Annotated in this window: 27 protein-coding genes and 1 pseudogene; 10 read left to right on the forward strand and 18 right to left on the reverse strand. The window is 65.2% G+C overall.

Annotation, left to right across the window (positions count from 1 at the left end; translation table 11 throughout):
• Positions 1 to 12: 12 nt before the first annotated feature.
• A complete protein-coding gene (locus G6N50_RS07015; protein ID WP_083092626.1) occupies positions 13 to 1,215 on the reverse strand; it encodes an alpha/beta hydrolase family protein in 1,203 nt (400 codons plus the stop codon).
• Between the two features lie 278 nt (positions 1,216 to 1,493).
• Here G6N50_RS07015 and G6N50_RS07020 point away from each other — a divergent pair, with 278 nt between their 5' ends.
• Complete coding sequence (locus G6N50_RS07020; RefSeq protein ID WP_083092340.1) at positions 1,494 to 1,763, forward strand: hypothetical protein; 270 nt, start codon at positions 1,494 to 1,496, stop codon at positions 1,761 to 1,763.
• A gap of 97 nt (positions 1,764 to 1,860) precedes the next feature.
• Here the strand turns inward: G6N50_RS07020 and G6N50_RS07025 are convergent, their stop codons facing one another.
• On the reverse strand, positions 1,861 to 2,343 hold the full coding sequence (locus tag G6N50_RS07025) for a flavodoxin family protein (RefSeq protein ID WP_083092338.1): 483 nt from the start codon (positions 2,341 to 2,343) through the stop codon (positions 1,861 to 1,863).
• Between the two features lie 296 nt (positions 2,344 to 2,639).
• Between G6N50_RS07025 and G6N50_RS07030 the strand changes: the two genes are divergently transcribed.
• From G6N50_RS07030 to G6N50_RS07040, 3 genes and pseudogenes are all read left to right on the forward strand, one after another.
• Positions 2,640 to 4,508, forward strand: a complete 1,869-nt coding sequence (locus tag G6N50_RS07030) for an AMP-dependent synthetase/ligase (protein ID WP_083092336.1) — start codon at positions 2,640 to 2,642, stop codon at positions 4,506 to 4,508.
• A gap of 128 nt (positions 4,509 to 4,636) precedes the next feature.
• Positions 4,637 to 5,755, forward strand: coding sequence for an Rv2629 family ribosome hibernation factor (locus G6N50_RS07035; protein ID WP_083092334.1), 1,119 nt, complete (start codon positions 4,637 to 4,639; stop codon positions 5,753 to 5,755).
• 127 nt (positions 5,756 to 5,882) lie between these two features.
• Positions 5,883 to 6,527: pseudogene (locus G6N50_RS07040) on the forward strand (dienelactone hydrolase family protein); the annotation flags it as partial.
• A gap of 129 nt (positions 6,528 to 6,656) precedes the next feature.
• On the opposite strand, the gene G6N50_RS07045 reads toward G6N50_RS07040, so the two are convergent.
• The 4 genes from G6N50_RS07045 to G6N50_RS07060 form a co-directional block, all read right to left on the reverse strand.
• Positions 6,657 to 7,460 carry an HPF/RaiA family ribosome-associated protein gene (locus G6N50_RS07045; protein WP_083092329.1) on the reverse strand — a complete coding sequence of 268 codons (804 nt, stop codon included), beginning with the start codon at positions 7,458 to 7,460 and terminating at the stop codon, positions 6,657 to 6,659.
• An 80-nt stretch (positions 7,461 to 7,540) separates the two neighbouring features.
• The gene (locus tag G6N50_RS07050) at positions 7,541 to 7,822 is read right to left on the reverse strand and encodes a DUF1876 domain-containing protein (protein ID WP_083092327.1); all 282 of its coding nucleotides are present in this window, start codon (positions 7,820 to 7,822) and stop codon (positions 7,541 to 7,543) included.
• Positions 7,823 to 7,900: 78 nt separating this feature from the next.
• Positions 7,901 to 8,164, reverse strand: coding sequence for a DUF1918 domain-containing protein (locus G6N50_RS07055; protein WP_083092325.1), 264 nt, complete (start codon positions 8,162 to 8,164; stop codon positions 7,901 to 7,903).
• Positions 8,165 to 8,255: 91 nt separating this feature from the next.
• On the reverse strand, positions 8,256 to 8,624 hold the full coding sequence (locus G6N50_RS07060; protein WP_083092323.1) for a SpoIIAA family protein: 369 nt from the start codon (positions 8,622 to 8,624) through the stop codon (positions 8,256 to 8,258).
• A 376-nt stretch (positions 8,625 to 9,000) separates the two neighbouring features.
• Here G6N50_RS07060 and G6N50_RS07065 point away from each other — a divergent pair, with 376 nt between their 5' ends.
• Positions 9,001 to 9,408: a DUF302 domain-containing protein gene (locus G6N50_RS07065; protein ID WP_083092320.1), complete on the forward strand. Its 408-nt coding sequence runs from the start codon at positions 9,001 to 9,003 to the stop codon at positions 9,406 to 9,408.
• Here G6N50_RS07065 and G6N50_RS07070 read toward each other — a convergent pair.
• The 11 genes from G6N50_RS07070 to G6N50_RS07120 form a co-directional block, all read right to left on the reverse strand.
• Positions 9,377 to 9,895 (reverse strand): hydrogenase maturation protease, encoded by a 519-nt coding sequence (locus G6N50_RS07070; protein ID WP_232068903.1) that lies wholly within the window; start codon positions 9,893 to 9,895, stop codon positions 9,377 to 9,379. The two genes, G6N50_RS07065 and G6N50_RS07070, sit on opposite strands and share 32 nt — an antisense overlap.
• Positions 9,844 to 11,136 carry a Ni/Fe hydrogenase subunit alpha gene (locus G6N50_RS07075; protein WP_083092316.1) on the reverse strand — a complete coding sequence of 431 codons (1,293 nt, stop codon included), beginning with the start codon at positions 11,134 to 11,136 and terminating at the stop codon, positions 9,844 to 9,846. Before G6N50_RS07075 ends, G6N50_RS07070 begins: the two co-directional genes overlap by 52 nt.
• Positions 11,133 to 11,891, reverse strand: coding sequence for an NADH-quinone oxidoreductase subunit B family protein (locus G6N50_RS07080; protein ID WP_083092314.1), 759 nt, complete (start codon positions 11,889 to 11,891; stop codon positions 11,133 to 11,135). Before G6N50_RS07080 ends, G6N50_RS07075 begins: the two co-directional genes overlap by 4 nt.
• A complete protein-coding gene (locus G6N50_RS07085; protein WP_083092312.1) occupies positions 11,892 to 12,749 on the reverse strand; it encodes an FAD/NAD(P)-binding protein in 858 nt (285 codons plus the stop codon).
• Positions 12,742 to 13,866, reverse strand: coding sequence for a 4Fe-4S dicluster domain-containing protein (locus tag G6N50_RS07090; protein WP_083092310.1), 1,125 nt, complete (start codon positions 13,864 to 13,866; stop codon positions 12,742 to 12,744). The genes G6N50_RS07085 and G6N50_RS07090 overlap by 8 nt, the downstream gene beginning before the upstream one ends.
• A gap of 58 nt (positions 13,867 to 13,924) precedes the next feature.
• Positions 13,925 to 14,611, reverse strand: a complete 687-nt coding sequence (locus tag G6N50_RS07095; protein ID WP_456299287.1) for an Rv1733c family protein — start codon at positions 14,609 to 14,611, stop codon at positions 13,925 to 13,927.
• Positions 14,578 to 15,573: an Acg family FMN-binding oxidoreductase gene (locus G6N50_RS07100; protein ID WP_083092306.1), complete on the reverse strand. Its 996-nt coding sequence runs from the start codon at positions 15,571 to 15,573 to the stop codon at positions 14,578 to 14,580. Before G6N50_RS07100 ends, G6N50_RS07095 begins: the two co-directional genes overlap by 34 nt.
• Before the next feature lie 131 nt (positions 15,574 to 15,704).
• Entirely contained in the window at positions 15,705 to 15,956 is a 252-nt protein-coding gene (locus tag G6N50_RS07105; protein WP_083092625.1) for a hypothetical protein, read from the reverse strand.
• A gap of 153 nt (positions 15,957 to 16,109) precedes the next feature.
• Entirely contained in the window at positions 16,110 to 18,521 is a 2,412-nt protein-coding gene (locus G6N50_RS07110) for a heavy metal translocating P-type ATPase (RefSeq protein ID WP_083092623.1), read from the reverse strand.
• Between the two features lie 168 nt (positions 18,522 to 18,689).
• Entirely contained in the window at positions 18,690 to 19,556 is an 867-nt protein-coding gene (locus G6N50_RS07115) for a hypothetical protein (protein WP_083092304.1), read from the reverse strand.
• Positions 19,553 to 20,800, reverse strand: a complete 1,248-nt coding sequence (locus tag G6N50_RS07120) for an acyl-CoA dehydrogenase family protein (RefSeq protein ID WP_083092302.1) — start codon at positions 20,798 to 20,800, stop codon at positions 19,553 to 19,555. The genes G6N50_RS07115 and G6N50_RS07120 overlap by 4 nt, the downstream gene beginning before the upstream one ends.
• Before the next feature lie 209 nt (positions 20,801 to 21,009).
• Here G6N50_RS07120 and G6N50_RS07125 point away from each other — a divergent pair, with 209 nt between their 5' ends.
• Genes G6N50_RS07125 through G6N50_RS07135 form a run of 3 tightly spaced genes read left to right on the forward strand, consistent with a single transcriptional unit; the run spans position 21,010 to position 23,503 of the window.
• Positions 21,010 to 21,816: an acyl-CoA thioesterase gene (locus G6N50_RS07125; protein ID WP_083092300.1), complete on the forward strand. Its 807-nt coding sequence runs from the start codon at positions 21,010 to 21,012 to the stop codon at positions 21,814 to 21,816.
• Positions 21,817 to 21,876: 60 nt separating this feature from the next.
• Positions 21,877 to 22,395 carry a nuclear transport factor 2 family protein gene (locus G6N50_RS07130; RefSeq protein ID WP_083092299.1) on the forward strand — a complete coding sequence of 173 codons (519 nt, stop codon included), beginning with the start codon at positions 21,877 to 21,879 and terminating at the stop codon, positions 22,393 to 22,395.
• 7 nt (positions 22,396 to 22,402) lie between these two features.
• Positions 22,403 to 23,503 carry an NAD-dependent epimerase/dehydratase family protein gene (locus G6N50_RS07135; protein WP_083092297.1) on the forward strand — a complete coding sequence of 367 codons (1,101 nt, stop codon included), beginning with the start codon at positions 22,403 to 22,405 and terminating at the stop codon, positions 23,501 to 23,503.
• Here the strand turns inward: G6N50_RS07135 and G6N50_RS07140 are convergent.
• The gene (locus G6N50_RS07140; RefSeq protein ID WP_083092296.1) at positions 23,500 to 24,471 is read right to left on the reverse strand and encodes an aldo/keto reductase; all 972 of its coding nucleotides are present in this window, start codon (positions 24,469 to 24,471) and stop codon (positions 23,500 to 23,502) included. The two genes, G6N50_RS07135 and G6N50_RS07140, sit on opposite strands and share 4 nt — an antisense overlap.
• 96 nt (positions 24,472 to 24,567) lie before the next feature.
• Between G6N50_RS07140 and G6N50_RS07145 the strand changes: the two genes are divergently transcribed.
• Together G6N50_RS07145 and G6N50_RS07150 are read left to right on the forward strand one after the other, a co-directional pair.
• A complete protein-coding gene (locus G6N50_RS07145; RefSeq protein WP_083092294.1) occupies positions 24,568 to 25,899 on the forward strand; it encodes an acyltransferase family protein in 1,332 nt (443 codons plus the stop codon).
• A gap of 149 nt (positions 25,900 to 26,048) precedes the next feature.
• Positions 26,049 to 26,357 (forward strand): hypothetical protein, encoded by a 309-nt coding sequence (locus tag G6N50_RS07150; RefSeq protein WP_083092292.1) that lies wholly within the window; start codon positions 26,049 to 26,051, stop codon positions 26,355 to 26,357.
• The last annotated feature ends 163 nt before the right edge of the window (positions 26,358 to 26,520 follow it).

Raw genomic sequence — 26,520 nt, forward strand, 5'->3', positions numbered from 1 at the left:
TGTCCTCGGCAACTACGCGGACTTGTCGCGCCGCATCGCTGGTGCGTCCAGAAGACCCGATTGCCTTAGCGCCGCCAGCACGAACCGCTGCACCGGCTGCGATCGGAAGAATCCGGTATGTCCACCGGGGTACCAGACTATCTTCGGTTTACCCCAGTGCTCCCAGAGGCGGATCACCTGCTCGCGTGGGTGCACCACTTGGTCAGCGATGCCCGCATAGATGAAACGCCCCTGCATGGGCACCAGTGGAGTGAGCGAAAGCGGCGAGATCATCCGCCCGATGGGTTCAGCCAACTTCATCGTGAGACGACGTGGGTCGTCGTGGCTCAGACCGGAGTGGCGGCCCAGCACCGTCACCAGGTCCGCCACCGGGATGCCCAGGATCGCGCAGGTGAGGCCGCTCTCGAGGCTGGCAACTAGCGCGGCGATATAGCCGCCGAGCGACAGGCTGTTCAATCCGATCAGCGAATCCGGCTCCTGCAACCGGATCCAGGACAGCAGGCGCCGGATATCCCACACCGCCTGGGCCGTCGCATGCACGTCGTCGAGAACATTTTCTCCCGGGAAGACCCGGCCCTGGGGAAGGCCGCGCGCCCTGGGGCCGTGCATCGGAAGCACTGGCATGACGACGTTCAGCTTGAGCTCATCGTGCAGTTTCCACGCGCGAAATATGGCGAGATCGAGTGCGGCCCGGCCCATCTCGGTACCGTGCACACACACGAGCCAGGGACGCGGCTGCGGATGGCGCAGCAGCAGGGCGTACTCACGGTTGTTCCCGGTGTACGTCTGCCAGCGTTGCGCACCCGGTTCGCCGGGATGCGGCAGGTACCCACTGTCATAGGCGAGGCGATAAAACGAACGTCGGTATCCCCTGACGTGCCGAATAGTCAGTTCCGAAAGGACCGGAGGTTCGCCAAAGAATTCTGTGGGATTGTCCAGCCATCCCTTACCCCCGTAGAAGTCCAGCGCGGCGATGACCTCGCGGGTGATGTGCTCGAACACCTCGGGTCGACTGACCGGACGGCGCGCCTTGAGTCCGGTCAGGACGATTTCGTCGCGAAAAGCCTGTGCGGCCAGCGCGAGGGTGGGCCGTGCGATCGGGAGTTGATTCGGCGCTTGATGGAGATAATCGCGCCACGACTGAGCGAGGTATCGACCGGTGTGCGTGAACGGCCTGATCGCTGCGCCTAACCCGTCGGCGGCAGAGGAACTCAGTCGCTGACGGTCGTGGCTGGCGGATTCGTCGGCCATGACGGCAGGTTAGCGCGCCCCAGGGTCAGTACCTTAGGGGATTACGGCCCGACCAAAGCAACGAAAGTCCTTTACCGGCAACCTTAACCGCCCGCACCGTCTGGGACCAATTACCGGGCGTGAAGGGACTTTGGTCACTCGCGCCGCCGTTCGGGCAGTCGTAACCTCGGGGCGTCCAATAAGGCCGGTCTCAACGGTGAGACGAACGGCCAATCGCGACGAATTCAGTATGAGGAGTTGTCATGACAGAGGCACAGGCGCCGCAGAAGTCCGAGCCGCCCCGTTGGGCGGAACTGTCCGACGAGGTACTCGAATCGGTCGAGTCCGGCCGTAAGCAGGCCATCGAGGCCGTCCGCAAGTTCGTCGATCAGGTCAGCGCGCAGATCCCCGATCAATCTCGACGCAAGACCGTCGTCGACGCCGCCCTGCAGTTGGCTGACGAGTTGGTCACCGCCCGGATCGAGTTCTTGCGCAGCGTGGTACGAAGCGCCGGCGAGGCGGTCAGCAAGTAGAGCTTCACCCGAAAGCATCGATGGACGGATGCCCCACCGCCATTGGCGGGGCATCCGTCCAGAACGCACGCAAACCGCACTAATCGCGAGCCGGCGGTCAGGAAGCGGCCGTGGAGGACTCGACCCGCCGGCGCAGACGCGCCGCGAATCCCTCGGCTCGTTCAAGATCGCGGCCGTCCGGCCGTCCCCTGTTGATGCCCCCGATCAACCCGAATGGCCCAATCGTGTCGAACCCCCGGCACGAGTACGAGCCGATTACGTCAAACCCCTTGGCTGCGAGCCGTTTCCGCAGCGGCCGATGGTAGCCGAACAGTGGAACTTCACGGGCGCCGCTGGTGTAGAACGTGAACGCGCGGATATGGTCGACGGTCGGCAAGTGGCGGATCAACTTCTGCAGCCTCGTATCCACATTCATGTAATAGATGCCCGACCCGAAGCCGATGAGGTCGTACTGGCGCAGCGTGGCGGGGTCGACGGCCTCGGGTGCGATGACCTCGGCACCCAGCGCCCCGGCCATCCGGTCGGCGACCAAGCGGGTATTGCCGTGCGACTTCGAGGAGCAGATGATGAGCGACTTCATTGCTCAACCCCCTTCGTGAACGTGCGGACGCCGGTCCCATGCTGCGTGCGTTGTGCGCCCGCCGTAAGGGCGCAAAGGCACACAGCAGCGGGGCCTTGGTCACTTGTGATGAATCGAGTTGTCGCCGGTTGACTGCCGCGCAAGCACACCGAGGGAAGGGCGGCGCCGGGGACGTTTGTCGGTCTCGACGTGACTTTTGCCTCTACCCGCGACCTGCGGGCAGCGGCAGGATCGAAAGGCTCACAACAGATAGTCGCACCAGCGGTATTCGGCTCGGCAGCAACGGATTAGCACCAATGAAAGCATTACACCTTCCGGCGGAGCGGCCCGACTTCGCCAAGATCGAGACTCGCGCACCGTCGGTGGCTCACATGTTCCTCAACCGGGTCGCCGCCACTCCGCATGCCGAGGCCTTTCGATACCCACAGGACCACAGCTGGGAAAGCGTGAATTGGCAGCAGGTCGGCGAACGTGTCTGCAACATCGCCGGCGGTCTGATCTCGTTGGGAATCGCACCAGAGGATCGGGTCGCCCTCGTATCGGCGACGCGCTACGAGTGGGTGCTCATCGATTTCGCCGTGATGTGCGCCGGCGCCGCGACCACTACGGTGTATCCCACGACCAACGACCGCGACACCGCCTACATTCTGGCCAATTCCGGAAGCAGAGTGGTGATCGTCGAGAACCAGACTCAGCTCAACAAACTGCTCGCCCACCGGGCCGAACTGCCCGATGTGCACAAAGTGGTGATGATCGACGGCAATGGTGACGGCGACTGGGTGATCACCCTCGGCGAACTCGAACAGCTCGGAAAGCAATTGCTCGCCGATTCGCCCGATGCCGTCACGAAGCGTGTCGCGGCGGTCGGTCCGGAACAGCTCGCCAGCCTGATCTACACCTCCGGCACCACCGGGCGCCCGAAAGGCGTGCGGCTGACCCACGGCGCGTGGACGTATACCGCGGCGGCTATCGACGCGCTCAACATCCTCGGCCCCGACGACCTCAACTTTCTGTGGCTGCCGTTGGCGCATGCATTCGGCAAGGTGATGTTGGCGCTGCCGCTTCAGATCGGGTTCCCCACCGCCATTGATGGCCGGGTGGAAAGGATCGTCGACAATCTCGCGGCGTTACAGCCCACCATCATGGGCGCTGCGCCACGCATCTTCGAGAAAGCCCACGCCCGCGTCCAGGAGATGGTCGCCGAGCAGGGCCGGTTCCGCAAGAAGATGTTCGACTGGTCGATCGGGGTGGGCTTGAAGGTCTCGGCTGCCCGGCAAGCGGGGAAGAAACCCTCGTTATCGTCATCGCTGGCCTACAAAGTCGCGGACCGGATGGTGTTCTCGACGATCCGGCAGCGGTTCGGCGGGCGGCTGCGATTCTTCGTGTCCGCTGCCGCCGCCCTCGACCGTGATGTCGCGCAGTGGTTCGACGCGGTCGGCATCGTCGTGCTCGAGGGCTACGGTCTGACCGAGACCGCCGCCGCGTCGTTCATCAACCGCCCCGGCGCCTACCGATTCGGAACGGTTGGCTGGCCGTTCCCGGCCACCGAAGTCAAGATCGCCGACGACGGTGAGATCTTGCTCAGAGGGCCAGGTTTGATGACCGCTTACCACGATCTGCCCGACGCTACCGCCGAGGCGCTCGACCCGGACGGTTGGTTCCGCACCGGCGACGTCGGAGAAATCGACGCCGATGGCTTCCTGCGAATCACCGACCGCAAAAAGGACATGTTCAAAACCTCACAGGGAAAGTACGTGGCGCCGTCGGCAATCGATGCGAGATTCAAGGGCCTCTGTCCGTACGTGAGCGAGTTCCTCGTCTACGGGGAGGGCAAGCCGTACTGCGTGGCCCTCATAGGCCTTGACGCCGAGGCGATTACCGAGTGGGCCGCCAAGAACGGGCTCGCGGACAAGTCATTTGCCGAGATCGCCCACGACGAGAAGACCCGCGCGATGATCGCCGGATACCTCGATGTGCTGAACTCCGAACTGAATCGTTGGGAACAGATCAAGAAATTCACGATCGCCGACCGCGAACTGTCGATCGAAGACGGCGATTTGACGCCGAGTATGAAGCTGCGCCGCAAAGTGGTCATCGAAAAATTCGCCGACCGGCTGTCCGCCCTTTACGACTCCGGCAGCGAAAAGTCGCTCGCTGCATCATGAGTCGGCGAGGAGCCACCGGGACTTAAGACCCTTATCGGGAGGCTAACGGCTCTCGCGGCGCTACATCGGCCCTTTGTACGGTATGCGAAACCGACGAGGACACGCCGGACAAACAGTGGAGGAATGGCATGCGATCAGAACGCTTCAGAAGCCTGACAACGACGCCAGGCCCGTTCGCCTCAATATATTTCGACGACTCGCACGACACCGCCGACGCAACCGAGCAGCTCGAGGCGCGATGGCGCGATCTGCGCAAGCAGCTCGAGAATCAGGGCGCCGGTGCACAACTCATCACGACGGTCGAAGAGGCCGTGCGCGCCCATCGCCCCGCCGTCGGCCGGCGCGGCCGCGCCGTGATCGCGACGAAGGATCAGGTACTGATCAACGAGCAGCTGATCAGCCCGCCTCCGGTTGCGGTGGTCCGCGTATCGGACTACCCCTACGTCGTGCCCCTGATCGACTTGGAGACGCAACAACCGACGTATGTCGTCGCCGCCGTCGACCATACGGGTGCCGATATCGCCCTGCATCGGGGCGGCAGCAGCGATTGCGTGAGCATCGAGGGCGGCGGCTACCCGGTACACAAACCGGTCACCGCCGGCTGGAACGGCTACGGCGACTTCCAGCGCTCGACCGACGAAGCGATCCGGATGAATTCGCGTGCGATCGCCCATCAACTGACGCGGCTGGTCGACGAGGCGGATCCCGACGTGGTCTTCCTGACCGGCGAAGTACGTTCGCGCACAGACGTGGTCGCCGAATTGCCGGAGCGCGTCGGCCAGCGGCTGTCACAGTTGCACGCCGGGACACGCAAGACCGGCGTGGATTCCGAAGAGATTCGCCGACTGACCACCACGGAGTTCGAACGACGGCGCCACAGCGAGGCGACCGACAGCGCAGACCGATTCAAAACAGAAATCGGACGGGAATCGGGGTTGGCGGCCGAGGGGCTCGCCGCCGTGTGCGAGGCACTGCGCGACGGCGACGTCGACACCCTGATCGTCGGAGATTTGGATGACATCACGGTGGTCAGCGGCAAAGCGCTCAGCACGATTGCCCCTGACGCCGACGCCCTGTCCGAACTCGGTGAGCCGGTCGAACGGATAGCGCGGGCCGACGAGGCTTTGCCGTTCGCCGCAATCGCGGGTCGCGCCGCATTGGTTCGGGCCGGCGACGGCATCACACCGGTGGATGGGATCGCAGCGCTGCTGCGCTATGTGTCGGTCGACAGGCTCGTAGGCCAATGATCGGTTCAACAGGGGGCGGATAGCCATGAACACCAACGATGAAGGCATGCGGGTTGGTTGCAACGAGCGGTCTCACGCCTTTCGCCACAACGATTTACATTCAGTCGCTGGCGCCGACCATGCCTTGCTACGCGACGAGGAAATCCGGGTGACCGCTGGGCCCGTCTCGGTGGCCGGCCAGTTGACCATTCCGCGCAAACCGAAAGGCGTTGTCGTATTCGCGCACGGAAGTGGAAGCAGCAGATACAGCCCACGCAATCGGTTCGTCGCCGAAGTCCTCAACGGTGCCGGATTCGCCACGCTCCTCTTCGACTTACTGATGCCCGACGAAGAGCGCAACCGCGCCAACGTGTTCGACATCGAGTTGCTCGCCCGCCGGTTGGTCAACGTCACGGACTGGCTGGCCGGTCAACCCGACACCGCGTCACTGCCGGTGGGTTATTTTGGCGCCAGCACCGGTGCCGGTGCGGCCCTGGCCGCGGCCGCCCGCCCCGGTGTCAAGGTGGCGGCCGTGGTGTCCCGCGGCGACCGGCCTGATCTCGCGGGAATGGCGCTGCCTGCGGTCAAAGCGCCGACCCTGTTGATAGTGGGCGAACGTGACGAGACCGTCCTCAAACTCAACCGGCAGGCGCAACGAATGATGACTGCCAGGTGCAAGGTGGTGGTGGTCCCCGGCGCCACCCATCTGTTCCAGGAACCGGGCACGCTCGAGCAAGCATCGAGGCTGGCTCGGGACTGGTTCGTCGACTACCTTGACGGCCAGGCGGCCTGAGCGCCGAAAGACCTGCGGCGCAACGCAGCACCCGGGTGTCTTGTAAGAGCGGTGGTTGGTCCCAGATGACGGGGGTACCGGGACCAACCACCGCGGAATCAGGTCGGGGGTTCGCCTAGTGGCGACTGTTCAGCACGCCGGCGTGATGAGACCGAAGTGCCCGTCGTAGCGGTGATACAGCACGCTGCCACGACCTCGAGCGGTATCGACGAAAAACAAGAACGGTAGGCCTAGCAATCCAATTCGCTCGATGGCCTGCTCAACGCTGAGAGCCGGAGCCGGCTGCGGACTGATGGTCACGGGCAGCTCGCACGGCGATAGCTTGGCCGCGTGTTCCGGATTGACCTGCGCGAGGCGGTATTCCCCGGGCTTACCGCGATACAGCACGCTGTCCTGGTGTGTTCCTTCCTCCGTGAAGAGGTGGAAGTCGTAATCGAGCTGGTCCATCTCGAACGCAGCTTCCTCGACGGTGCAGGTTCGCAGGCTGTATGACTTGTGCCGCATGATCCGGCGTTCACTCGCCGGCCGGGGAAAGTATTTGGGCCGATCATGGGGCTCGGATCCGTGCCGCCATTCGCGTCCACCACCCCGCGGCAAGCCACCCCGCTTGGCCTCCCAGTGTTCGGCGCTGCGTTCCAGCCGGTGGAGCAGACGTGCCTGCAGTAGATCGATCGCTTCCCGCGCGGTCGTGGCTTCGACCTGAGCGCGGACCAGTCGTCCGTTGACGTCGAGGTTCGCCTGCGCGATCACTCGTCGGGCCACAGCCGGATCGGTGTGCTCACTCAATTTGACGACAGCATGCAGTACCGGCTGGTGGGTATATGGACCAAGCTCGCCGATCTTTGCCCGCGCGTACGTCGCCGCATCCTCCAGCTTGCCATGCGTCACCACCTCGACGTCGAGAACGGCCGGCAAATCGGGTCGCTGTCTCATAATTCGTTGCTACGCTTTCGTAAATCGTTGTTGTAGAGCAGAAAGTCACCACGACCAGTCGCACATCCCTGCGGCTGGGTTCAGTGGTGCAGACCTGTGATCGGCTGGTGAGTGTTGGCTTGAATGTCGGCTGATGTCAAGGCGAACAGCTGATTCGCCAAATCGGTCAGGGCCCGGGCAATGGCGAGTTCGTCGCCGATCTGCGCGACCGGTTCGTCGGACGGATCGAGCCGCGACAAACCTACGCCGACGTACCGCTGGCCTTCCCAGGACAGTCGCGCCTTTGCCCGGGTCTTCTCTTCGCGCTCCTCAATCAGCACGTCGATGAAGCAGGTCTTGGTGCGCTCATCGTTGCCGGTCATCGCCAATCTCCTTGTCTGGCAAGCCGATAAATGGACTCGCGGTTGTCTTTGCCAACGGGCCGCCATCGCTCCGAACGTCTACTTGCTCTTATGGGAGATGGCCGACTGTATGGTCCCGAAGCGGGCCTGCGCACGTTTATCAGCGCGCGTTTGCTCCGCGGCGGTGACTATGACCGCGTCCGGGCCCGGCAAAACGGTCGCCTCGTGGTCGTTGGCCAGCCACCGCACCACATACGGTGGTGACCCATCTGCTGAGTGAACTTCGGTAATCAAACCCCGCTGGTCGTGCTGATCGATGGTGGTGCCCTTGATCACCAGCCAGTCACCGACTTTTGCCTTCACGAGCCTTTCCTTTCCTTCGAGCTCAATCGTGCACACGCATGGCGTGGTGCCGGGAGGGGTATCACGTCACAAACTCAGAGACCAAAGGTCCTCAGCCCGCGGCCCATTCCTTGGCATGCTCGAGCTCGTCGAGCCCGAAGACCGCGAGCTCGCCGGGAACCATCCACGACAGGGCATGCAGCGTGTGCGCGACCCACTCCTTGTCGGATACGACTGCGATTCGCTTGAACGCCGAATAATGCGGCAACACGGTGCCCAGCCCCAGCTTGAGATCCTCGAAGAAGCCGCCGGGCCCGAAGCCCTCGTAATCGTCAGGAATGATCTCCACGATTCTGATCTCGCCGGTCTTCAGCAGGTCTTCGAGAGCGGGCTTGATCTCGCGCAGCTCGTCACCACGCAACCGGCCCGACACGCGCAGACCGATCACGCCCTGGGGCATATCCTGTAGTTCTTCAATCATCGAATCCTCCTTTGCGCGGTCTCAAGCTTCTCTGTGCTGGCCCGATACCAGCTAGTGCCTTAGGTCATCTGGGCACACTCCACTCGACGACCCGGCGAGTCGACACGATGCGCGGGGTTGGATCGGATCCACTTTGGGACTTCCGCCCCTATCGCAGGCTCCGATGGGACGATCAGATCAATCCTGTGGACTTTCCTTATTCGGCGCCTCTGATCGGCGCGCCGCGTCGATGCGGGCCGCACGGTCCCGGCGCGGGCGTGGGCTCGTGCCGACCGCGGCCGGACATGACCGGCGCCTCGGCAGGCAGCCAAGCCGCGATGCAAGTGGCGGGTTCGCCCTACCCGATCTCTCGCGCGTCGTCCGATGACAGATCAGCATGACCATTGCTTTGTCGACCCGCTTAGCAAGCCGATTCGAAGATGCGGTGGCTTGCACTCGAGAGGCACTCGCACAAAACGGGTTTGGTGTGCTCACGGAGATCAGAATCGCGGAGACGCTGAAGGCAACGCTCAGCGTACCCCTCGAGGACTACCTGATCCTGGGTGCATGCAATCTGGAGTTGGCGTACCAGGCCATCAGCGTGGATCGAGAGATCGGGCTGCTACTGCCCTGCAACGTCGTGGTACGGGCAGACCCCGGCGATCCCGACACGGTGATCGTCGAGGGGATGGACCCTACCATCCTGGTGGAGGTCACCGGTGAACCTGCGCTGGTGGCGATCGCCCGCGAGATCACGGAAAAGCTCAGTGCCGCTATCGCTTCGTTAACAGCCGTGCACGGTTGATCTCGGCCGCCACCAAGTCGACCACTTCGGGTACCGCGGCTGCCACGGGTCGGGACAAGCCCACGCCGTGGCCGGTATCGGCCGCCTCGACGGTGAAGACCACCAGCGCGTCGGGGAGTCGGCCGAGGGCTTGCCCTAACGAATGAGTACGGCCGATGTTCATGCCGTGCGAGCTCAACTTCGAGCGTTCATCGACCACATCGCACGCGGTGCAGCGCCGAACACGGCCCGGCACCGCGGGATTGGCGGCGGCATCGATCACCACGGCCAGACCGGCGCCAGACCACGCCTCAATCAGGCCCATTGGTTCCGCAATGCCGGTGACCACGCGAACCCCCGGCAATGCCATGTCGTCTAGCGCCTCGGCGGCGGCAATGCCCACACCGTCGTCGCCCCGGTAGCTGTTGCCCAGGCCGATAACGACGACGTTTCCGCTCACCGGCGCCGCACCTTCAGGGTCAAGAAGTGCGCCGAGCACGAGATGCACGGATCGTAACTGCGAATCATTTTCTCGCACAGTGCGGTCAGCGCGGCATCATCGAGAAAGAGGTTGTCCGTTATGAGGCGGGCCAGGTCCGCCTCGATCGCGGCTTGATTCTGAGAGGTGGGAGGAACGATGGTCGCCGCCGATATCAGTCCGCCGGCGTCGATCTGATAGCGGTGATAGAGCAGGCCACGCGGTGCCTCGCTGACGCCGTGGCCTACCCCGGCCCGGGCAGGGACATCGACATGTGGGCGCGATGGACGCTCGTACTCCTCGATGATCCGCAACGCCTCTTCGATCGCATAGACGACTTCTACGGCGCGAACAACGATGCTCTGGAACGGGTTTCGGCATTCGCCCGTCAACCCGGCGCTCGTCGCGGCCTGAGCGGCGACGGGTGACAACGTCGACGAGTTCAACGAGTATCGCGCGAGCGGTCCGGTCAAGTGGCGGCCGCCGTCCAGCGTGGCGTGCAACGCCGTCGAGTACGGCACCTGCGACTCGGCGACGTGGTTGGTGAAATCGGCGACGGGGAACGCCGGGCCGGCACTGCGCGCGATCACACCGTTCTCGATGGGGTAACGGCCGGATGCACTGAGGGCCAGAAACTCGTGGTCAAGCTCGAGGTCGGGGAAATCGAACCTCGACGCCCACTCGACCGTCGCCAGCGCGTCGTCCAGCGCCACAAGCAATTGCTCGGTTACCGGTCTGAAGTCCCCCCTGGTCGGCACGGAATAGAAGCCGCCCAGGCGCACATTGACGGGATGTATCGCCCGCCCGCCGACGAACTCCATCAAGCGGTTGCCGGCCTTCTTCAGCGCCAGCCCACGCTCCACAGCCGCGGCATGATCGCGCGCCATACCCACGATGTCGGCGTAGCCGAGGAAGTCCGGTGCGTGCAAAAGATAGATGTGCAGCGCGTGACTGTTGATCCACTCGCCGCAATACAGCAACCGCCGCAGCGCGATGAGTTCCTCATCGATGTGGACGTCACAGGCTTGCTCGATCGCGTTGCAGGCACTGACCTGATAGGCAACGGGACATATGCCGCAGATGCGCGCAGTCAAGTCCGGGGGCTCGGTGTGGGCACGGCCGCGCAGGAACGCTTCGAAAAACCTCGGCGGCTCGTAGATGTTGAGCTGGACGCTCTCCAGCTCCGCACCCTTGAAGGTGATGTGCAGCGCGCCTTCACCTTCCACCCGGGTGAGCGCGCCGACGCTCAGCGTGCGGGTCTCCCCCGTCATTCCTTGCCCCGTTCGGCGGCGAACGGGGCGACGTTGAACGTTGAGAACACCCGGTCGACATCGCCGTCGGACATGCCGTCTCGGCGCAGCAGCGGGATCAATGTCGCGGTGCGCGGTGCCGCCGACGGGCCGAAGCAGCCGTAGCAACCACGATGATGCCGTGGACACAAGGCTCCGCAGCCGGCGTGGGTGACCGGTCCCAGACATGGAATGCCGTCGGCGACCAGGACGCACGTCACGCCGCGAAGTTTGCATTCCGTGCACACCGTCTTGGCTGGCAGCCGTGGTTTACGCCCGATGAGCAGCGCGGCGAGGGTATCGAGCAGCTGTCCACGGTCGATGGGGCATCCGGGCAGCTGGTAGTCAACGGTGACGTGCTCAGAGGCCGGCGTGGAGGTGGCCAGCGTATCGATGTATTCGGGTTTCGCGTACACGACGGAGGTGAACTCGGCGATGTCGGCAAAGTTGCGGAGCGCCTGCACGCCCCCGGCGGTCGCGCACGCGCCGATAGTGACCAAAAGTTTCGATTGGTCCCGGATTTCACGAATCCGCTGCGCATCACGCCGGGTGGTGATCGAACCTTCGACCAGTGACACGTCGTAAGGCCCGCCGACGGTTGCACTCGAAGCTTCCGCGAAGGTGGCGATCTCGACTTGGTCGGCCAGGACGAGCAGCTCGTCCTCGCAGTCCAGCAGGGTGAGCTGACAACCGTCGCAGGAGGCAAACTTCCACACGGCCAGCGTGGGTCGGCTCACTCAAAGCTCCTTCACCCGCAGCAGCGGTCCGGCAATGTCGTAACCGACCACCGGGCCGTCCCGGCACAGCAGTAGCGGCCCCAGCTGACAGCGCCCGCACCAACCGATTCCGCACTGCATGTTGCGTTCAAGTGACACTCGAATATTCTGTGCTGCCATGCCTTTCGTGAGCAGGACGTCGGCCGCGAAGCGCAGCATCGGCTCTGGCCCGCACAGGAATGCCGTGGTGCGATCGGTATCGAGCTCGAGCCGGCTCAGGGGCGCGGTGACCAACCCGACCTCGCCCGTCCACCCGGATACCGGAGCGTCGACGATCAGATGCAGATCGATCTGCGGCTCTTCGGCCCACTTTTCCAGTTGGGCAGCGAATACGAAGTCGGCCCGCGAACGTGCGCCGACGATGAGCGTGACCTTGCCGTAGCGGGCGCGCTGCGCCAGCGCGCCGAGCACCGCCGGGCGCAATGGACACAGCCCGACGCCGCCGGCGACCATAACCAGGTCCCTGCCGGCTGCCTCGTCCAATCCCCAGGTGGTGCCGAACGGACCGCGCACGCCGACAACGGTTCCCGGGCCGGCGTCGTGCAGTGCCCGGCTGACCGCCCCGACCGCGCGGACCGTGTGGGTGATCGACCCGTCGGTGACGGTCGGATCACCGCTGATCGAAATCGCGGCTTCGCCCACACCGAACGCGTACAGCATCATGAACTCCCCCGGTTGCGGAGACCGTAACGACTCGTCAACCGGAACCAGGGTCAGCGTCGCCGAGTCCGGACTCTCCACCACCCGCGTGCACACCCGATACGGGATGGGCGCCATGGCCGACGCCAGTGCGGTAGTGCCGACCACCCGGTCAGTCATCGCCGGCCATCTTGTTCATTTCCGCGGTGATGTCGATGCCGGTGGGGCACCAGGCGATACAGCGCCCGCAGCCGACGCAGCCCGACATGCCGAACTGGTCGTGCCACGTCCCCAATTTGTGGGTCAGCCAATGCCGGTAACGCGATGCACCCGACTGGCGAACACTGCCAGCGCCGTGGATGTAGGTGAAGTCGAACTCGAAACACGACGCCCAGTGCCGCCACCGCTCGGCGTGCTCCCCCGTGAGATCGCTGACGTCCTCGGTACTGGTGCAAAAACACGTCGGGCATACCATTGTGCAGTTACCGCACGTCAGGCAACGACTGGCAACCTCGTCCCATTGCGGCGATTCCCGCGACCGGACGAGCAGGTCCCGCAAATCCGCCTCCGGCATCTGGCGGCCCATCCGATGTGCCGCGGCCTCGACATCATCACGTGCAGAAGCGATTTCGTCGTCCTCGGCGAGTCGATGCGACACGGACGCCAGCACATCGGCGCCCTCCGCACTGCCGACGTCGACAAGGTAGGACGGCTCGTCGCCCTCGAGGCGCTCCGTGAGGGCCAGGTCGTAACCCGGTCCGGCCGCGGGTCCGGTGCCCATCGACGCGCAGAAGCACAATCCGCCCGGTTCCGTACAGTTCACCGCGATCACGAAAGCAAGGCGGCGGCGGCCGACAAAAGACTGGTCGGGATAGGAAGGACCGCCCAGCACACGGTCCAGCGTCGCGATCGCCGCCAGGTCGCACCCGCGCACTCCGAGGAATGCGTACCGGGGAGTCTCTTCTTGGGATTCCGCTTCTCCGGTGCCGCCCCGGGTACCGGCCCACAAGCGCTGCCGAGGTGGGTGGAGAAATTGCTTCCAGGACTGCGGACCGGCCGAGTGCCCGAACACTGCGTCGTCCTCGCGGCGACGGACCCGGTAGTGTCCCGGACCCACATCGACACCCCACCCGCGAGGCAGCTCGGCTGCCGAGACGAGTTCGGCCAGCACGATCGCGTTGTCGCGCAGTGTCGGACCGATCACCCGGTAGTCCCGTGCGATGAGTACCTCGACCAGGCGGTGCAGCCCAGCGGTGGTCAGCATCGCGACACCGGGATTGTCGCCATGTCCGCTCATCGACACATCATCCGCCCGACCCGCATGCTCTGCAAAGAGGCGTTTGTCCCGACTCGCGTCAGCGCTGGTTCGTCCGGCCGCCATCTTCCTGGAAGTACCTGATCTCACGCTCCCACTGAACGTCGCGTGCGCGATCGAGCCGTGCACGGACGCCGGTGGCGAGTGCGGCCGAAGCGAGAGCCGTCGCCAGCATGATCGCCAGTCCGGTTGCCAGGGCGACGGTCAGGGCTCGCCAAGCCGGAGTCGGCGCGTCTGCCGGATTGCCCTTCTCATCGATCCAGATTCGGATGTGCTGGCCCACCTTGGCGCCACCGGCGACCAGGATCGGTCCAGAGCGGTCCCCTTTTGCGACCGGCCAACTCGCCTGTACCGCAGCCGCATTCACGCGATCGGTTCCGGTAGCGGTGACCGTTGCCACGACTGCGTGCCGTTGATTCGCTTCCTGCACGTACTGACTGTGACGGGAACCGTAGACCGCTGTGCCCGCGACGCCGGCGATGGGTATCGCAACCAGCGACACGACGATCGCCAGCAACGCAACCATGGCTTCGATTCGATCAACACGCCGGAGCAGTGGATTGCGACCAAAAATGCGGGCGATCCGCCAGCACCGCGGGTCCAATATGAACGGTTCCATCGCATGCCCCCTCGAGCCCCACGATTCCGGTTTCTCATGCCGACCATCCACAGCTATCGGGGCCGGCCAACTACTCAGCGGCCGCTGCGTTCGCGGTCGGACATCCATTCGACGACATCGGAGAAGTCTCGTCGCGGTGTCGACGGCAAGGGATCAGCATTGATCGGCGCCCAACCGATCCGCAGCAGCATCTGCGGATGGCTGCTCCCACCGAAGATCTCGGCGCGCACCGCCTCGCGCGTTTCGGCAACCTCCAGCGGTTCGGTAACCGGGCAACTGGCCAAGCCCATCGATGTCGCGGTCAACAGCACGATGCTGGTGACCTCTCCGGCGCGCAGTTGGGCCAACCTGTCGTCGCTGCGGGTTCCAAGCGCAAGCACCACGGCATTGTCCTCGGCGGCCGACGATCCCGATGGCATCGCTAACGCGGGGCCGGCAAACAGCCGACCCGGGATTCTGGCGCTGGGATCGGACTGCGGCGTATTCCGTGCGGGAACGCCGGCTTCCGACGCGTAGCGTCCGCTCCATGCGGTGAGTTCCACCAGGTAGTCGTGGTTCATGTGGTCCCAAACCGATTGAGTCACAAGCTTATGCAGCCTGTCGGTGTCTTCGACTTGGCACAGCGTCACTCCGTTGCGGGCGGCCCGGGCGGCCATCAGTGCGATGTCGCCCACCGGTACCGGCCAGGAACTGTAGTGCCGCCGGTCGGTTCGCCGCCGGGGTATCGCCGCGGCGAGCGCTATGTCAACGGAATCCGCAGTAGCGCGCACCAGTTCGATCGCGGCGAGGTGACTGGGATCATCGGGATTGGGTAAGCGGGTCACCTTGGCTTGCCAACCGACCGCCGCGAATGCAACCGTGCAGTGGTTCAGGACCGCACCGCAACTCAAGATCAAGTCACGGCCGTCCGGATCGGTGTTCGGCAACTGCCGGTCAAGCTCGGAGTAGAGATGCAGGCTCTCCCGGCCCACCAGCCAGCGCCACGGCTGAGTGTTATGCACGGACGGAGCGCGAGACGCTAAGGCCAGCACCGTCCGGACGGTGCCCTCATCGGGAAAGCGCGTAGTCATACTCAGCCCCTTCCATGGCGTTTCTTGTCAATGGTCTTTCGGTTACCCCCAACCGCACGAGGGGATGACGTCCCCAGCTGCGAGTGACTTTGTGCCACAAATCGGGTAATCACGGCCGATTCGGACGCAACCTACGCTGCGCTCGCAACGGTGATACCCACGGACAGCTGGTCACCGACGGCGCAAGCGGTCACCCAGTCACCGACGCACGCCGCCCGTGCCGACTCCTCCACCAGGGGACTATGAGTTCCCAGCTCGGCCAGCCAGATCGACACGATGGTGGCGATCTCACGCCCAGGCACCGCAACCGTGCGGCCGCCGTGCAGGCGGTCGGTGACGTAGTAGGTCACCTCAACCCGATTCGCATGCTTCGAGAACCTCATCGCAGCCTCCTCGATCGGCCGTAGGCTCGATTCGACCACATCGCTCACTCGGTCCGTAGAGCCGAACGAAACCCGCCTGCAGTGCTTCGGTCGCCCTCGGCGCCGGCCCGAAGTCCCCGCGCGAAAGGCCCTTGGTCATACGAATGCCGAGGCTCAACACCCCGAGCCGCGTCGAGCGGGGATGGGATCGCCCCCAGTTGACGGCAGCCGATTACGTTGCCGCTCGTCGGTTTTGACTGCGGGGGCAAGATCATCCTCCACGAGAACGAAGTAATTTTCCTCTTCCTGAACGAAGTGCAGCCGCAACAACGTGTAAAGACCGTAGAGGCACGCGAGTAGGTCGTCGACTTGGTCGGACTGGATCGCTCCGGCCGCCTGCGCGAGAGCCAGATGCGTGCCGATGCGATCGGAAAGACGCTGAATCTCGGCGTGCATCCGGCTCATGGTCGCGGTGGCTTCGCTGCCCAGAGGGCGCGCCAGTGCCGGATACAGCTGATTTTCCTCCGCTTGTTCATGGGGAAGGATCCGTTCGGCCAGCAAGGCATGCACGGCGGCCAACGATTCCAATCCCGCGGCGTCCGGGCCGGCGACCAGCCGATCCGCGCTGTCCCGCAGCAGTCCGATGGTGTCACGCAGCTCTTCGTGTTCGGCGGCGAAGCGGTGCAACATCTTTTCGGTGCCGGCCGCCAACGACGCCTCGGCACCGGGGTTGCCCCGCAGTGCCCGCAATGCATTGAGGATGACGGTGACGTCAATGCCTTCCTGCAGCAGCGCGCCCGCGGCGGGCGGCAACCAGCCCAGCGCGGCGATCACCATGGCCATCAGCGACAGGGCCATGCCGACAACCGCGCTCTGCACGGCGATACGCCGCGACCAGCGGGCGATATCCATGGCGTCAGCAAGTCGGTCGATGCGGTCCGTGGTCAGCACGACGTCTGCGGCCTCCGAGGATGCCGTGGCGCCCCGTGCGCCCATCGCCACGCCGACGGTGGCCGCGGCCAATGCCGGCGCATCGTTGATGCCGTCGCCCACCATCACCGTCACGGCGCGCGCGGATTCGTCGCGCACGGCCGCGAATTTGTCGGCCGGCGTCTGCTCGGCGTAGACCTCGTCCAGCCCCAGGATCGCGGCGATTTCGCGGGTTGGCTCCAAGCGGTCTCCGGTGAGCATGATCAACCGATTCAGTCCGGCCTCGCGTAACCGCCGCACCGTCCGCGGCGCCTGTCGACGCAGCGGGTCTCGCAGCAAAACCGCACCCACGGGCCGGTTTTCGATGCAGATCCAGGCAATGGCCGCACTGTCGAGGCGGGCACGATTGAACACCGTTCGTGTCCACCCGGCGGTCACCGCGTCGAGCGGCAGTTTGCCGACGCTGACCGACCGTCCATCGACCGTTGCCGCCACCCCGCGGCCGGGCTGTTCGAGGACATCGATGGGCAGCGACAGCGCCAGGCCGCGGCGGAGCGCTTCGGTGACGATGGCCTCAGCCAGTACGTGGGGCGAGAGCTGGTCCGCCGACGCGGCCAACCGCAGTATGGAAGTCGCATCTTCGTTGGGGGCGGCAATCACATTGACGACCGTCGGCCGTCCCATTGTCATGGTTCCGGTCTTATCCATCACCAAAGTCGTTGCATGACCGAGGTTTTCCAGTACACCACCGCCGCGGATGACGACCCCTGCGCGGGATGCCCGGGACAAACCCGAGACGATCGCCACCGGTGCAGCCAGCAGCAGCGGGCATGGCGTCGCCACCACCAGCACCGCCACGGCACGCACTGCTGATCCGCTCGCCAGCCACGCGATCGCGGCAAGCAGCAGCGCCAGCGGCAGAAACCAGGCCGCGTAGCGGTCGGCCAACCGCACAATCGGCGCATTCTGCGCGCTGGCCCGCTGAGCCAGTCGGACGATGCCCGCGTACGTGCTCTCGGCGGCGGTTGCGGTCGCCCGCAGTTCAAAAGCGCTGCCGGCGTTGATCACCCCGCTGCGGACCGGTTCGCCAACCCCACGCTCCACCTGAAGCGGTTCGCCCGTCAGGACGGACTCATCCAGCACCGCCGCGACGTCGACCACCCGCCCGTCCACCGGCACCACTTCACCGGGGCCCACCACCAGCACGTCGCCGACGGCGACATCGTCCAGCGGGATCACACTGATCTGCGCACCGATGCGTCGCCGCGCAAAGCGCGGGGCGCGCTGAAGCAGCGCCCGCAGGTCGTGCGAGGCGCGGCGCTCGGCCGCCGCATCCAATGCACGCCCACCCGTCAACATCAGCGCAATGAGTGCACCGGCCAGGTACTCGTCAACCAGCAGACAGCCGATCAGCGACAACAGCGCAATGACGTCGACGCCACCGTGTCGGCGGCGTAATGCCGCCATCAACCACACCGAGGCCGGTGCGATCGCGAGTACCGTGCCGGCAATCCAGCAAGCATCGGCAACCCCGCGCCAACCGCCGAGCCACGCGATCCCCCCGGCTGTCAATGCACCTAATGTGCCTGCCACCAAAGCCGATTCGACATACGGCCGCACCCACGCGATCCAACGGCGGGGCGCACCGAAGACCATGAGCGCTTCCTCCGGCCTCGCAATCCGTTCGTGATCGAGAACCAAAGCCATCGAGCATCGCGACGACGGCCAATTCCATCCCCACCGAGTCGACCAGCCGTACACATTGGCGGGCAAGTGCCGTAATGCCCGCACTCGCGGGCCTTTCGGCCCGCGACCCAACCCGGCTCAGCCGACGACGTCGAAGACCGCCGCGGCGCTGGTGACGGCCTTGTCGGCATTGCCCTCGTCGTGCAGCAACATGCGCACTCCGACGCGTCCGGCTCCGCCCGGATGCGCGGTGCCCTCGACCCGGAAGGGACCCACCTTGCCGCGTGACATGAACATCACATGCCAGCTGACGACCTGCAGCTTCTTGGTTCCCGCGACGGCGGCGCCGAGGTCGATCGCCGCGGTTTCGAGGACGACGTGCTGGGGTCCGATGTGCAGCGCGGCGTCCGGCGACGCGAGTTCGGTGCTCAGCTCGGGCAGAATCCAGTGGCCGTCGCCCCGCCGGCCGGCACCGAATGCCTGCCACAGCGGCGGCAAGTCCGGCGAATCCTCGACCACCAGCTCCGTACCCGAGACATCCATGCGGTCCAGGCCTTCCGGGGGGATGCCGATGATCGCTCCCTGCCCCTCGTTGAAGGCGATGACCCGGCTCGGGTTGTCCGCGTCGACGATCGTGCAGCGGCCGTAGCCCATGGTGCGGCCCTGATGCACGATGCCCGACCCGACGATCTCGACCCTGTTGACGTCGTAGCCGGGGTCGATGATCTGGACCGACGCGATAACCGGATTGGGCACCGCGACCATGTCGGTCTGGCAGCCCTCCGGGGAGGAAATGGCCAACGGCGCCACCATGATTCCGCCCGCTTCGTTGCGCATGTCGCGGCGGATCGTGACGGTGTCATCGGTCTCGCCCAGATTCATCGACGAGTGTTTGCGACCGATGTAGCGGTAACTTAGCAGGCCCGTCCAGCGGCGGTACAGTTCATCGCGGTAGGCGTCAGAGTCTCCCGCCAACTCTCGAATATCACGCAGCTGATCGCTCAATTCCGTTCGCCTCCCGGGCCTTTGCCGCGCCGCACCTGGTTGAACGGCACGCCACGGTCGTCGGCTCGCTCGCGCGGAAAGTTCAACACCCGCTCGCCGATCACATTGCGCGCCATCTCGGTGGTGCCACCGCCGATGCTGGCGGTCTGACGGCTCAGATAGCGCGTCCCGATGTCGAGCAGCCCGCCGTCGTCGTCGACCACGGCCGCCGAGCCCGCCACGGCCAGTGCCGTATCGGTTTCGACGTCGTGAACCTCGGCCATGTACAGGCGAATGATCGATCCCGCGGCGGGCGGCAGGGATCCGCTGGCCACCGCGTGGAAGACGTGTTCGCTGAGTTGTCCATGCACGGCGCGGTGCACCAGCGCCCGGCCGACAAGTTCCTGAAGCCGTCGGTTCTGACCCTGGTTCGTCTTCTCGAGCAAGGACACGAGGTCGACGGAAACATCGTGGGCCTCAGCGATTCCCGGTCCGCTGGTGTACTCCGACCCGTCCCCCATCGTGCGCCGCTCGTGATAGAGCTGCCGCGACGCGACGTCCCATCCCCTGCCCGGTTCTCCGACGACAGCGTCGTCACCCACCTCAACGTCGTCGAAGAACTCCTCGCAGAATTCGATCGAGCCGTTGACCTGCTGAATGCGGTTGATGGTGACGCCGGGATGGGCAAGCGGCACCAGGAACATGGTGAGCCCCTCGTGTTTGGGCACGTCCCAGTTGGTCCGGGCCAGGCACAGACCGTAATCGGCGGCGAACGCCCAGGTGCTCCAGGTCTTGGCGCCGTTGATGATCCATCGTCCGTCCCGGCGCTCGGCGCGGGTGATGACGCCGGCCAGATCCGACCCGCCGTTGGGCTCGGACAGCAGTTGCACCAGCACCTCATCGCCGCGCAGCGCGGCCGAGATGTGCGTGCGCTTTTGCTCCTCGCTGCCCATATCGAGAATCGTGGCGCAGCAGATGGCGAACGATGGGACGTTGAGCAGCAGCGGTGTCTCGTAGGCCTGGGACTCGGCGTCGAACGCCTTTTTGTATTCGTAGCTCAGCCCGAGCCCGCCATACTCACGCGGAAAACAGATCCCGGCGAATCCGCCGTCCCACAAGAGCTTTTGCAGTTCACGAGCCCGGCGCCACGACGGCAACTCATCTCGCTCCAGCGTCGCCGCCTTGGCCGGATCGAGTCGTGGCATGTTGGCGGCCAGCCAGGCCCTGGCCCGGCTCCGGAATTCCTCGACCGATTCGGAAGTCACCGGATGGCCTCTCATTCGAACGTCGACCGTGTGCTGGGCGACTGTACAGCACCGCCACGCGGGTGTATAGGCGCAGCTGGGTGTGCCGTGACCCGCTGTCCGGCACCGCGGTCGCTCGCAAGTAATCTGCGGTCGACTCGTGCCGGTGCGGTGGCAAGTGCGCAGCCCGGCTCCGCGGCGCTGCACGCTCTGGCGATCAAGGAACCCACATGACCGACACACATCCGTTCGACGAAGCCATCCAGCTCGACACGGTCGGCGCGGACACAAGGCGCGGCCGCACGCACCCGGAGTGGGCCAACATGGTCGGACCCTTCGGCGGGATCACGGCCGCCGCCATGCTGCGCGCCGTCGAGACGCACCCCGAACGCATCGGGGAACCGCTGGCCCTGACCGTCAACTACGCCGCCCCCATCGCCGACGGCGACTTCGACCTCACGCTTCGGGCCGCGCGCACCAACCGCACCAACCAGCATTGGATCGTCGAACTCAGCCAAAATGGCGAAGTCAAGACCACGGCGACCGCGATCTACGCGGTCCGGCGGGAGAGTTGGGCCGACACCGAAAGCCGGCCGCCCAGCGCACCGGCGCCCGAGCAGGTGCCCGCCGTCGACCCGGGACTCGTCAGGTGGACGGGCCTGTACGACATGCGGTTCGTCGAGGGGGCGATGCCCGGCAAAGACGGGGATCCCAGCCCGTCTTCGACCACCACGCTCTGGGCCCGCGACGGCGCCGGGCGCCCGATCGACTATCCGGCGCTGGCCGCGCTGTGTGACATCTTCTACCCGCGCGTGTTTTTGCGCCGCGGCGGCTTCATCCCGTCCGGGACCATCTCGTTGACCACGTATTTTCACGCCGACCGGCATCAACTCGATGCCCTGGACAACGACTTCGTCCTGGCCACCGCGCACGCCAACCGCTTCTCCGGCGGCTATTCCGACCAGAGCGCGCAGGTGTGGAGCCGCGACGGCGGGCTGCTGGCCACCACGCATCAGATCGTCTACTTCAAAGGGTGACGTTTACACTTCGCCAGTGAAACGTCGCGCCAGGACGCTTACTGACAGAATCGAGCCGCAATGACCGAGCGCGCGGACGGCCTAGTCGCCGAGACGCTGCCGGCAATCGAATCCATCAAGCAGCTCAAAGCCCGGTACTGCCGCCATCTGGACACCAAGGACTGGGCCGCATGGCGAACCATTTTCGCCGACGACTTCGTCAGTGACACGTCCGAAGCGGGCGGCAAGGTGATCGCCGGCGCCGACGACTTCGTGGCGTTCACCCGCCAGGCCCTCGGCCGACCGACGCAGCCCACCGCCCACCAGGTGCACACACCCGAAATCGAGCTCACGTCGGCGACGACGGCACGTGGAACATGGGCGCTGCAAGACGTCGTCCGTTTCGGGCCCGGGGTGACTCTGGTCGGCTACGGCCACTACCACGAAACCTATGAACTCATCGCCGGGCAGTGGTTGATCAAGAGCTCCAAGCTAACTCGACTCCGTGAGGACATCGTGACTCCGTTTTTCTCGTTCTACGTCTCTCCCCGAGTGCGCACGTCGATCGGCAAGATCGCCGACCGGCTGATGGATCGGTGACGCACCCATGACAGTCGACATCGTTTTGGTCACCGGCGCCTTCGGGCAGGTCGGTAAGCGTTGCACGCAGCTTCTTTTGGAGCGGGGGCGAACCGTCGTCGCGATGGATCTGCGCAACGACAACACCGTCGCCGCCGAAAAGGAACTTGCGGCCCCCGGATACCCCGGGACGCTGATTCCCGCCTACACCGACCTGCTGGACGTTGAGGCGGTGCGCAATCTCGTCATGACGCATTCCCCGGGAGCGGTCGTCCACCTGGCCGCGATCGTCTCCCCGCTGTCGTACCGCAATCCCGGTTTGGCCCGAAAGGTGAACGTCGGTGGCACCGAGAACCTCTTGGCGGCCTGCACCGCGCTCCCCCGTCCACCGCTGTTCCTCATGGCGTCCAGCGCCGCGGTATACGGGTCGCGGAATCCCTACCGCCAGCCGGAGCGCATCACCCCGGACACCCCGGTGAACCCGATCGACCAATACGGCCAGGACAAAGTGCTCGCCGAGGCGGCGATCCGCGCGAGCGGGGTGCCGTACGCGCTTTTCCGGCTGGGCGGCGTCATCTCGCCGGATACCCACTCGACCGTCAACGCCGATTCGCTGCTCCTCATGCGATCGATGCCGGGCGACAACCGCATGCATGCGGTAGACGCGCGTGACGTGGCATTGGCATTCGCCAACGGCGTCGATCGGGAAGCGACCATTTCCGGCAAGGTTCTGCTGATCGGAGGCGACGAGTCCTACGTACTGACGCAGCGCGGCCTCGAGGACGGCCTGATGGAGGCTATCGGATTAGGGCGTCTCGGCCCTTCGGCCAGCCTGCCCGGCGACCCGAGCGACGACCGCGGCTGGAGTTTCACCGGCTGGTACGACACCACCGAAGCGCAGGCGCTGCTGGACTTTCAAGAACACGACTGGAGTCAGACCCTGGCCTGGCTCGCCGAGTCGCAGGGCCACCTGCGCATCCTGCTGCGGCTGCTGGGACCGCTATTGCGGCCGGCCTTGCGTGCCGTCCTGATTGTGCAGCGCCGGCTCGAGGGACGCGGACGTTACGCCGACCCGTGGTCGCTGGTCGAAAAGAAATACGGCACAGCGGCTTTGGCGAGCGTGGACTAGCGGTCGATCCAGACCATTTGCGCCTCGGCGTGGTGCCCTCCCACAGGTGGGGTGAGGCGATCGAGCCTGGCCAGCTGGTCGCCGCTCAGTTCTATCGCGTCGGCACCGACGTTTTCTTCAAGGCGCGCGACGCGTTTGGTTCCCGGGATCGGCACGATGTCGGGACCTTTCGCCAGCAACCAGGCCAACGCCACCTGGGCCGGGGTGGCACCGATGTCGGCGCTGATGTCGCGCAATTCGTCCGCACACCTGAGGTTGTGCGCGAAGTTGTCGTCGAAGAAACGCGGGTTGGTCTTGCGGTAGTCGGTGTCGGGAAGCTCCTGCGTGGAGCGGATGGCGCCGGTGAGGAAGCCACGCCCCAGAGGCGAATAGGCGACGAATCCGATCCCCAGCTCGCGCAGCACCGGCAATATCGACTCTTCCTGGTCGCGCGTCCACAGCGAGTACTCGGACTGGACTGCCGTGATGGGGTGTACCGCGTGCGCGCGGCGAATGGTGTTCACGCCGACCTCGGACAGACCGATGTGCCGGATCTTCCCGGCGGCGACCAGTTCGGCCAGCGCTGAAATCGTGTCCTCGATCGGGGTTTGGCGGTCGAGGCGGTGCTGGTAGTACAGGTCGATGTGATCGGTCGCCAACCGTTGCAGCGAACCGTCCACGGCGAGACGGATATTGGCGGGGCTGCTGTCGAGGCCGTCGCGGCCGGTATGCGAGATCAGCCCGAATTTGGTTGCCAGCACCACCCGATCTCGGCGGTCCTGCAGGGCACGGGCGACGAGTTCCTCGTTGGCGTAGGGCCCGTAGACCTCGGCGGTGTCGATCAGCGCGACACCCAGGTCGATGGCGCGATGAATTGTGCGGATGGATTCGGTGTCGTCGAAACCGCCGACCGCGTAAGCCACCGACATGCCCATCGCACCGAGTCCGAGGCGCCCGACGTTCAGCTCGCCGAGTTGAGCCTGTTTCATGGCCTGTCTCCTGTCCTCGACGCGATTCAACACGGCTCACACAACCGCGCGACGGTACGGTGGCGCTGTGCACCGCGTCGAGCTTCCCCCGATCTGATGAACCGCGCAAACACCCCGCGGCCGGCGCGAAATCTGGCGGTCGATTTCTATCGCGTGTCGGGTGTGGTGCTCATCGTGCTGGGACACTGGCTGGCCGGATCGGTGACGTATCGCGATGGGCAGTTCGGCCGGCAGAACCCCCTCGTCGAACTGCCCTGGACCCAGTGGCTGACGTGGCCGTTCCAGGCGGTCCCGACGTTCTTCCTGGTGGCCGGCTACGCCGGCGCTGTGTCCTGGACCCATCGGCGCGACACCGGCGGATTCTCACGCCAGACCTGGCTGCAGCATCGTCTGGCCCGGGTGCTGGGGCCAACGGCCGTCTACGGAGTGCTGGTGTCGGTGGTGGTGATCGTCCTGGGCGCCCGCGGTGTCGCCGCCTCGGTGCTCGAGTACGCCGGGTGGGCGGTCGCCATGCACCTCTGGTTTCTGGCCGTCTATCTCGTGGTGGTGTCGTTGACACCGATTGCCATTGCCGCAGACCGGCGTTGGAAACTTTTGGCGCCCAGCGCCCTCGCCCTGGCCGTTGTGGTGGTGGACGCCGTCCGGCTCGGCGGCCACGTGCAATACCTCGACTGGCTGAATTACCTTTTGGCCTGGGGAGCGCTTTATCAGCTCGGAATCGCCTGGCGTGGCGGTCGATTGGATGGTCACCGACCCGCGGCACTGGCCGGCCTATCGGCCATCATGCTCGCGCTGCTGATGTGGCTGAAGGTCTATCCGGTCAGCATGATCGGGGTCCCCGGTCAGACGATCGACAATACGACGCCGCCCACCGTGGCACTATTGGCGTTCGCGGGCACCCAAACCGGGATTGTGATGGCGCTGGCGCCCGCGCTCAACCGCGCGCTACACGCCATGGGCGTCCAACGCATGCTCTCCATCGGTAATCGAAACATCATGGCGCTTTACCTTTGGCACATGATTCCGGTCGTCATCGTCGCGATCGTCGGTTACCCGGCCGGGCTGTTGCCACAACCACCCATCGGGACCGCGGCGTGGTGGTTGGCCCGGCTGGAATGGGTGACCGTCCTCGGTGTCGTGACCGTGGTCGAGATGCTGTTGTTGTGGTGGGGACGGCGAATTTTCGCGGCCCCGCTGCCGCTGGTCGGCATTCCGCTCACCGAGCGCTGGATGGAACCGGCGATGCTGACCGGCGCCGCGATGGCGGCCTACGCGCTCTCCGTCGTCGCCGCCGAGGGATTTGCCCCCGATGGCCACTTCCCCTGGTTGATCGCAGTCGTTTTCGTCGTCGGAGTACTCATGGCGGCGTTTCGGCCCACCGCCGAGTCGACAACTCGTGGCCCGACGGTCGGGCACCGAACCGCGTAGCCGCGCAGAGCGACTTACGGCCCCACGAGAGGGGCCGTAATGCCCTGGCCAGACCGGTATGCACGGAGAAACGTCTCCGGCAGGCTTCGGATTACGTGAGTATCGAGCGCCCAGGCCCGGACGAAGACCCCTGTGAAGGGAGTGCACAAATGTCACACACCGCTACGCTCCACACCAACCATGTTCCTCGGCAGCGCGAGCAGGACGCCGAGCTGTTGAAAGAGTCTGGGGTTCACAAGCTGGTGATCACGGACCGCGACGGGAACTGCCTGGCGTTCGTATTGGCCTGGGACAGCTTCGATTACGACGCAGAGACCGACACCTACGTGTGCGTCGCCGACGGCGATGGCAGAGAACTGATGACCGTGTACACCGCCGGTGAGATCAAATCATCACCTCGCGCGAACACCTATGTGGTAACCGCGCCGGACCGGTTCGGTGGCCGCAAGGGCGCCTAGACCCCGCTGGATTGCGGCCGCCGGCCGCCGTCCAAAGGCCGGGCTGGCCAGATGTTCCGCCCGCTGCGGGATTCGTCGACCCAATCCTCGAAGGGCGGCGCCAATTCGGACCGTCGGCGCCACATGCCGGCTGCCGTCCCCGGTCCGCAACGGCGAGGGAACT

This window comes from Mycobacterium mantenii, from assembly GCF_010731775.1.
In the GTDB taxonomy this organism is placed as follows: Bacteria; Actinomycetota; Actinomycetes; order Mycobacteriales; family Mycobacteriaceae; genus Mycobacterium; species Mycobacterium mantenii.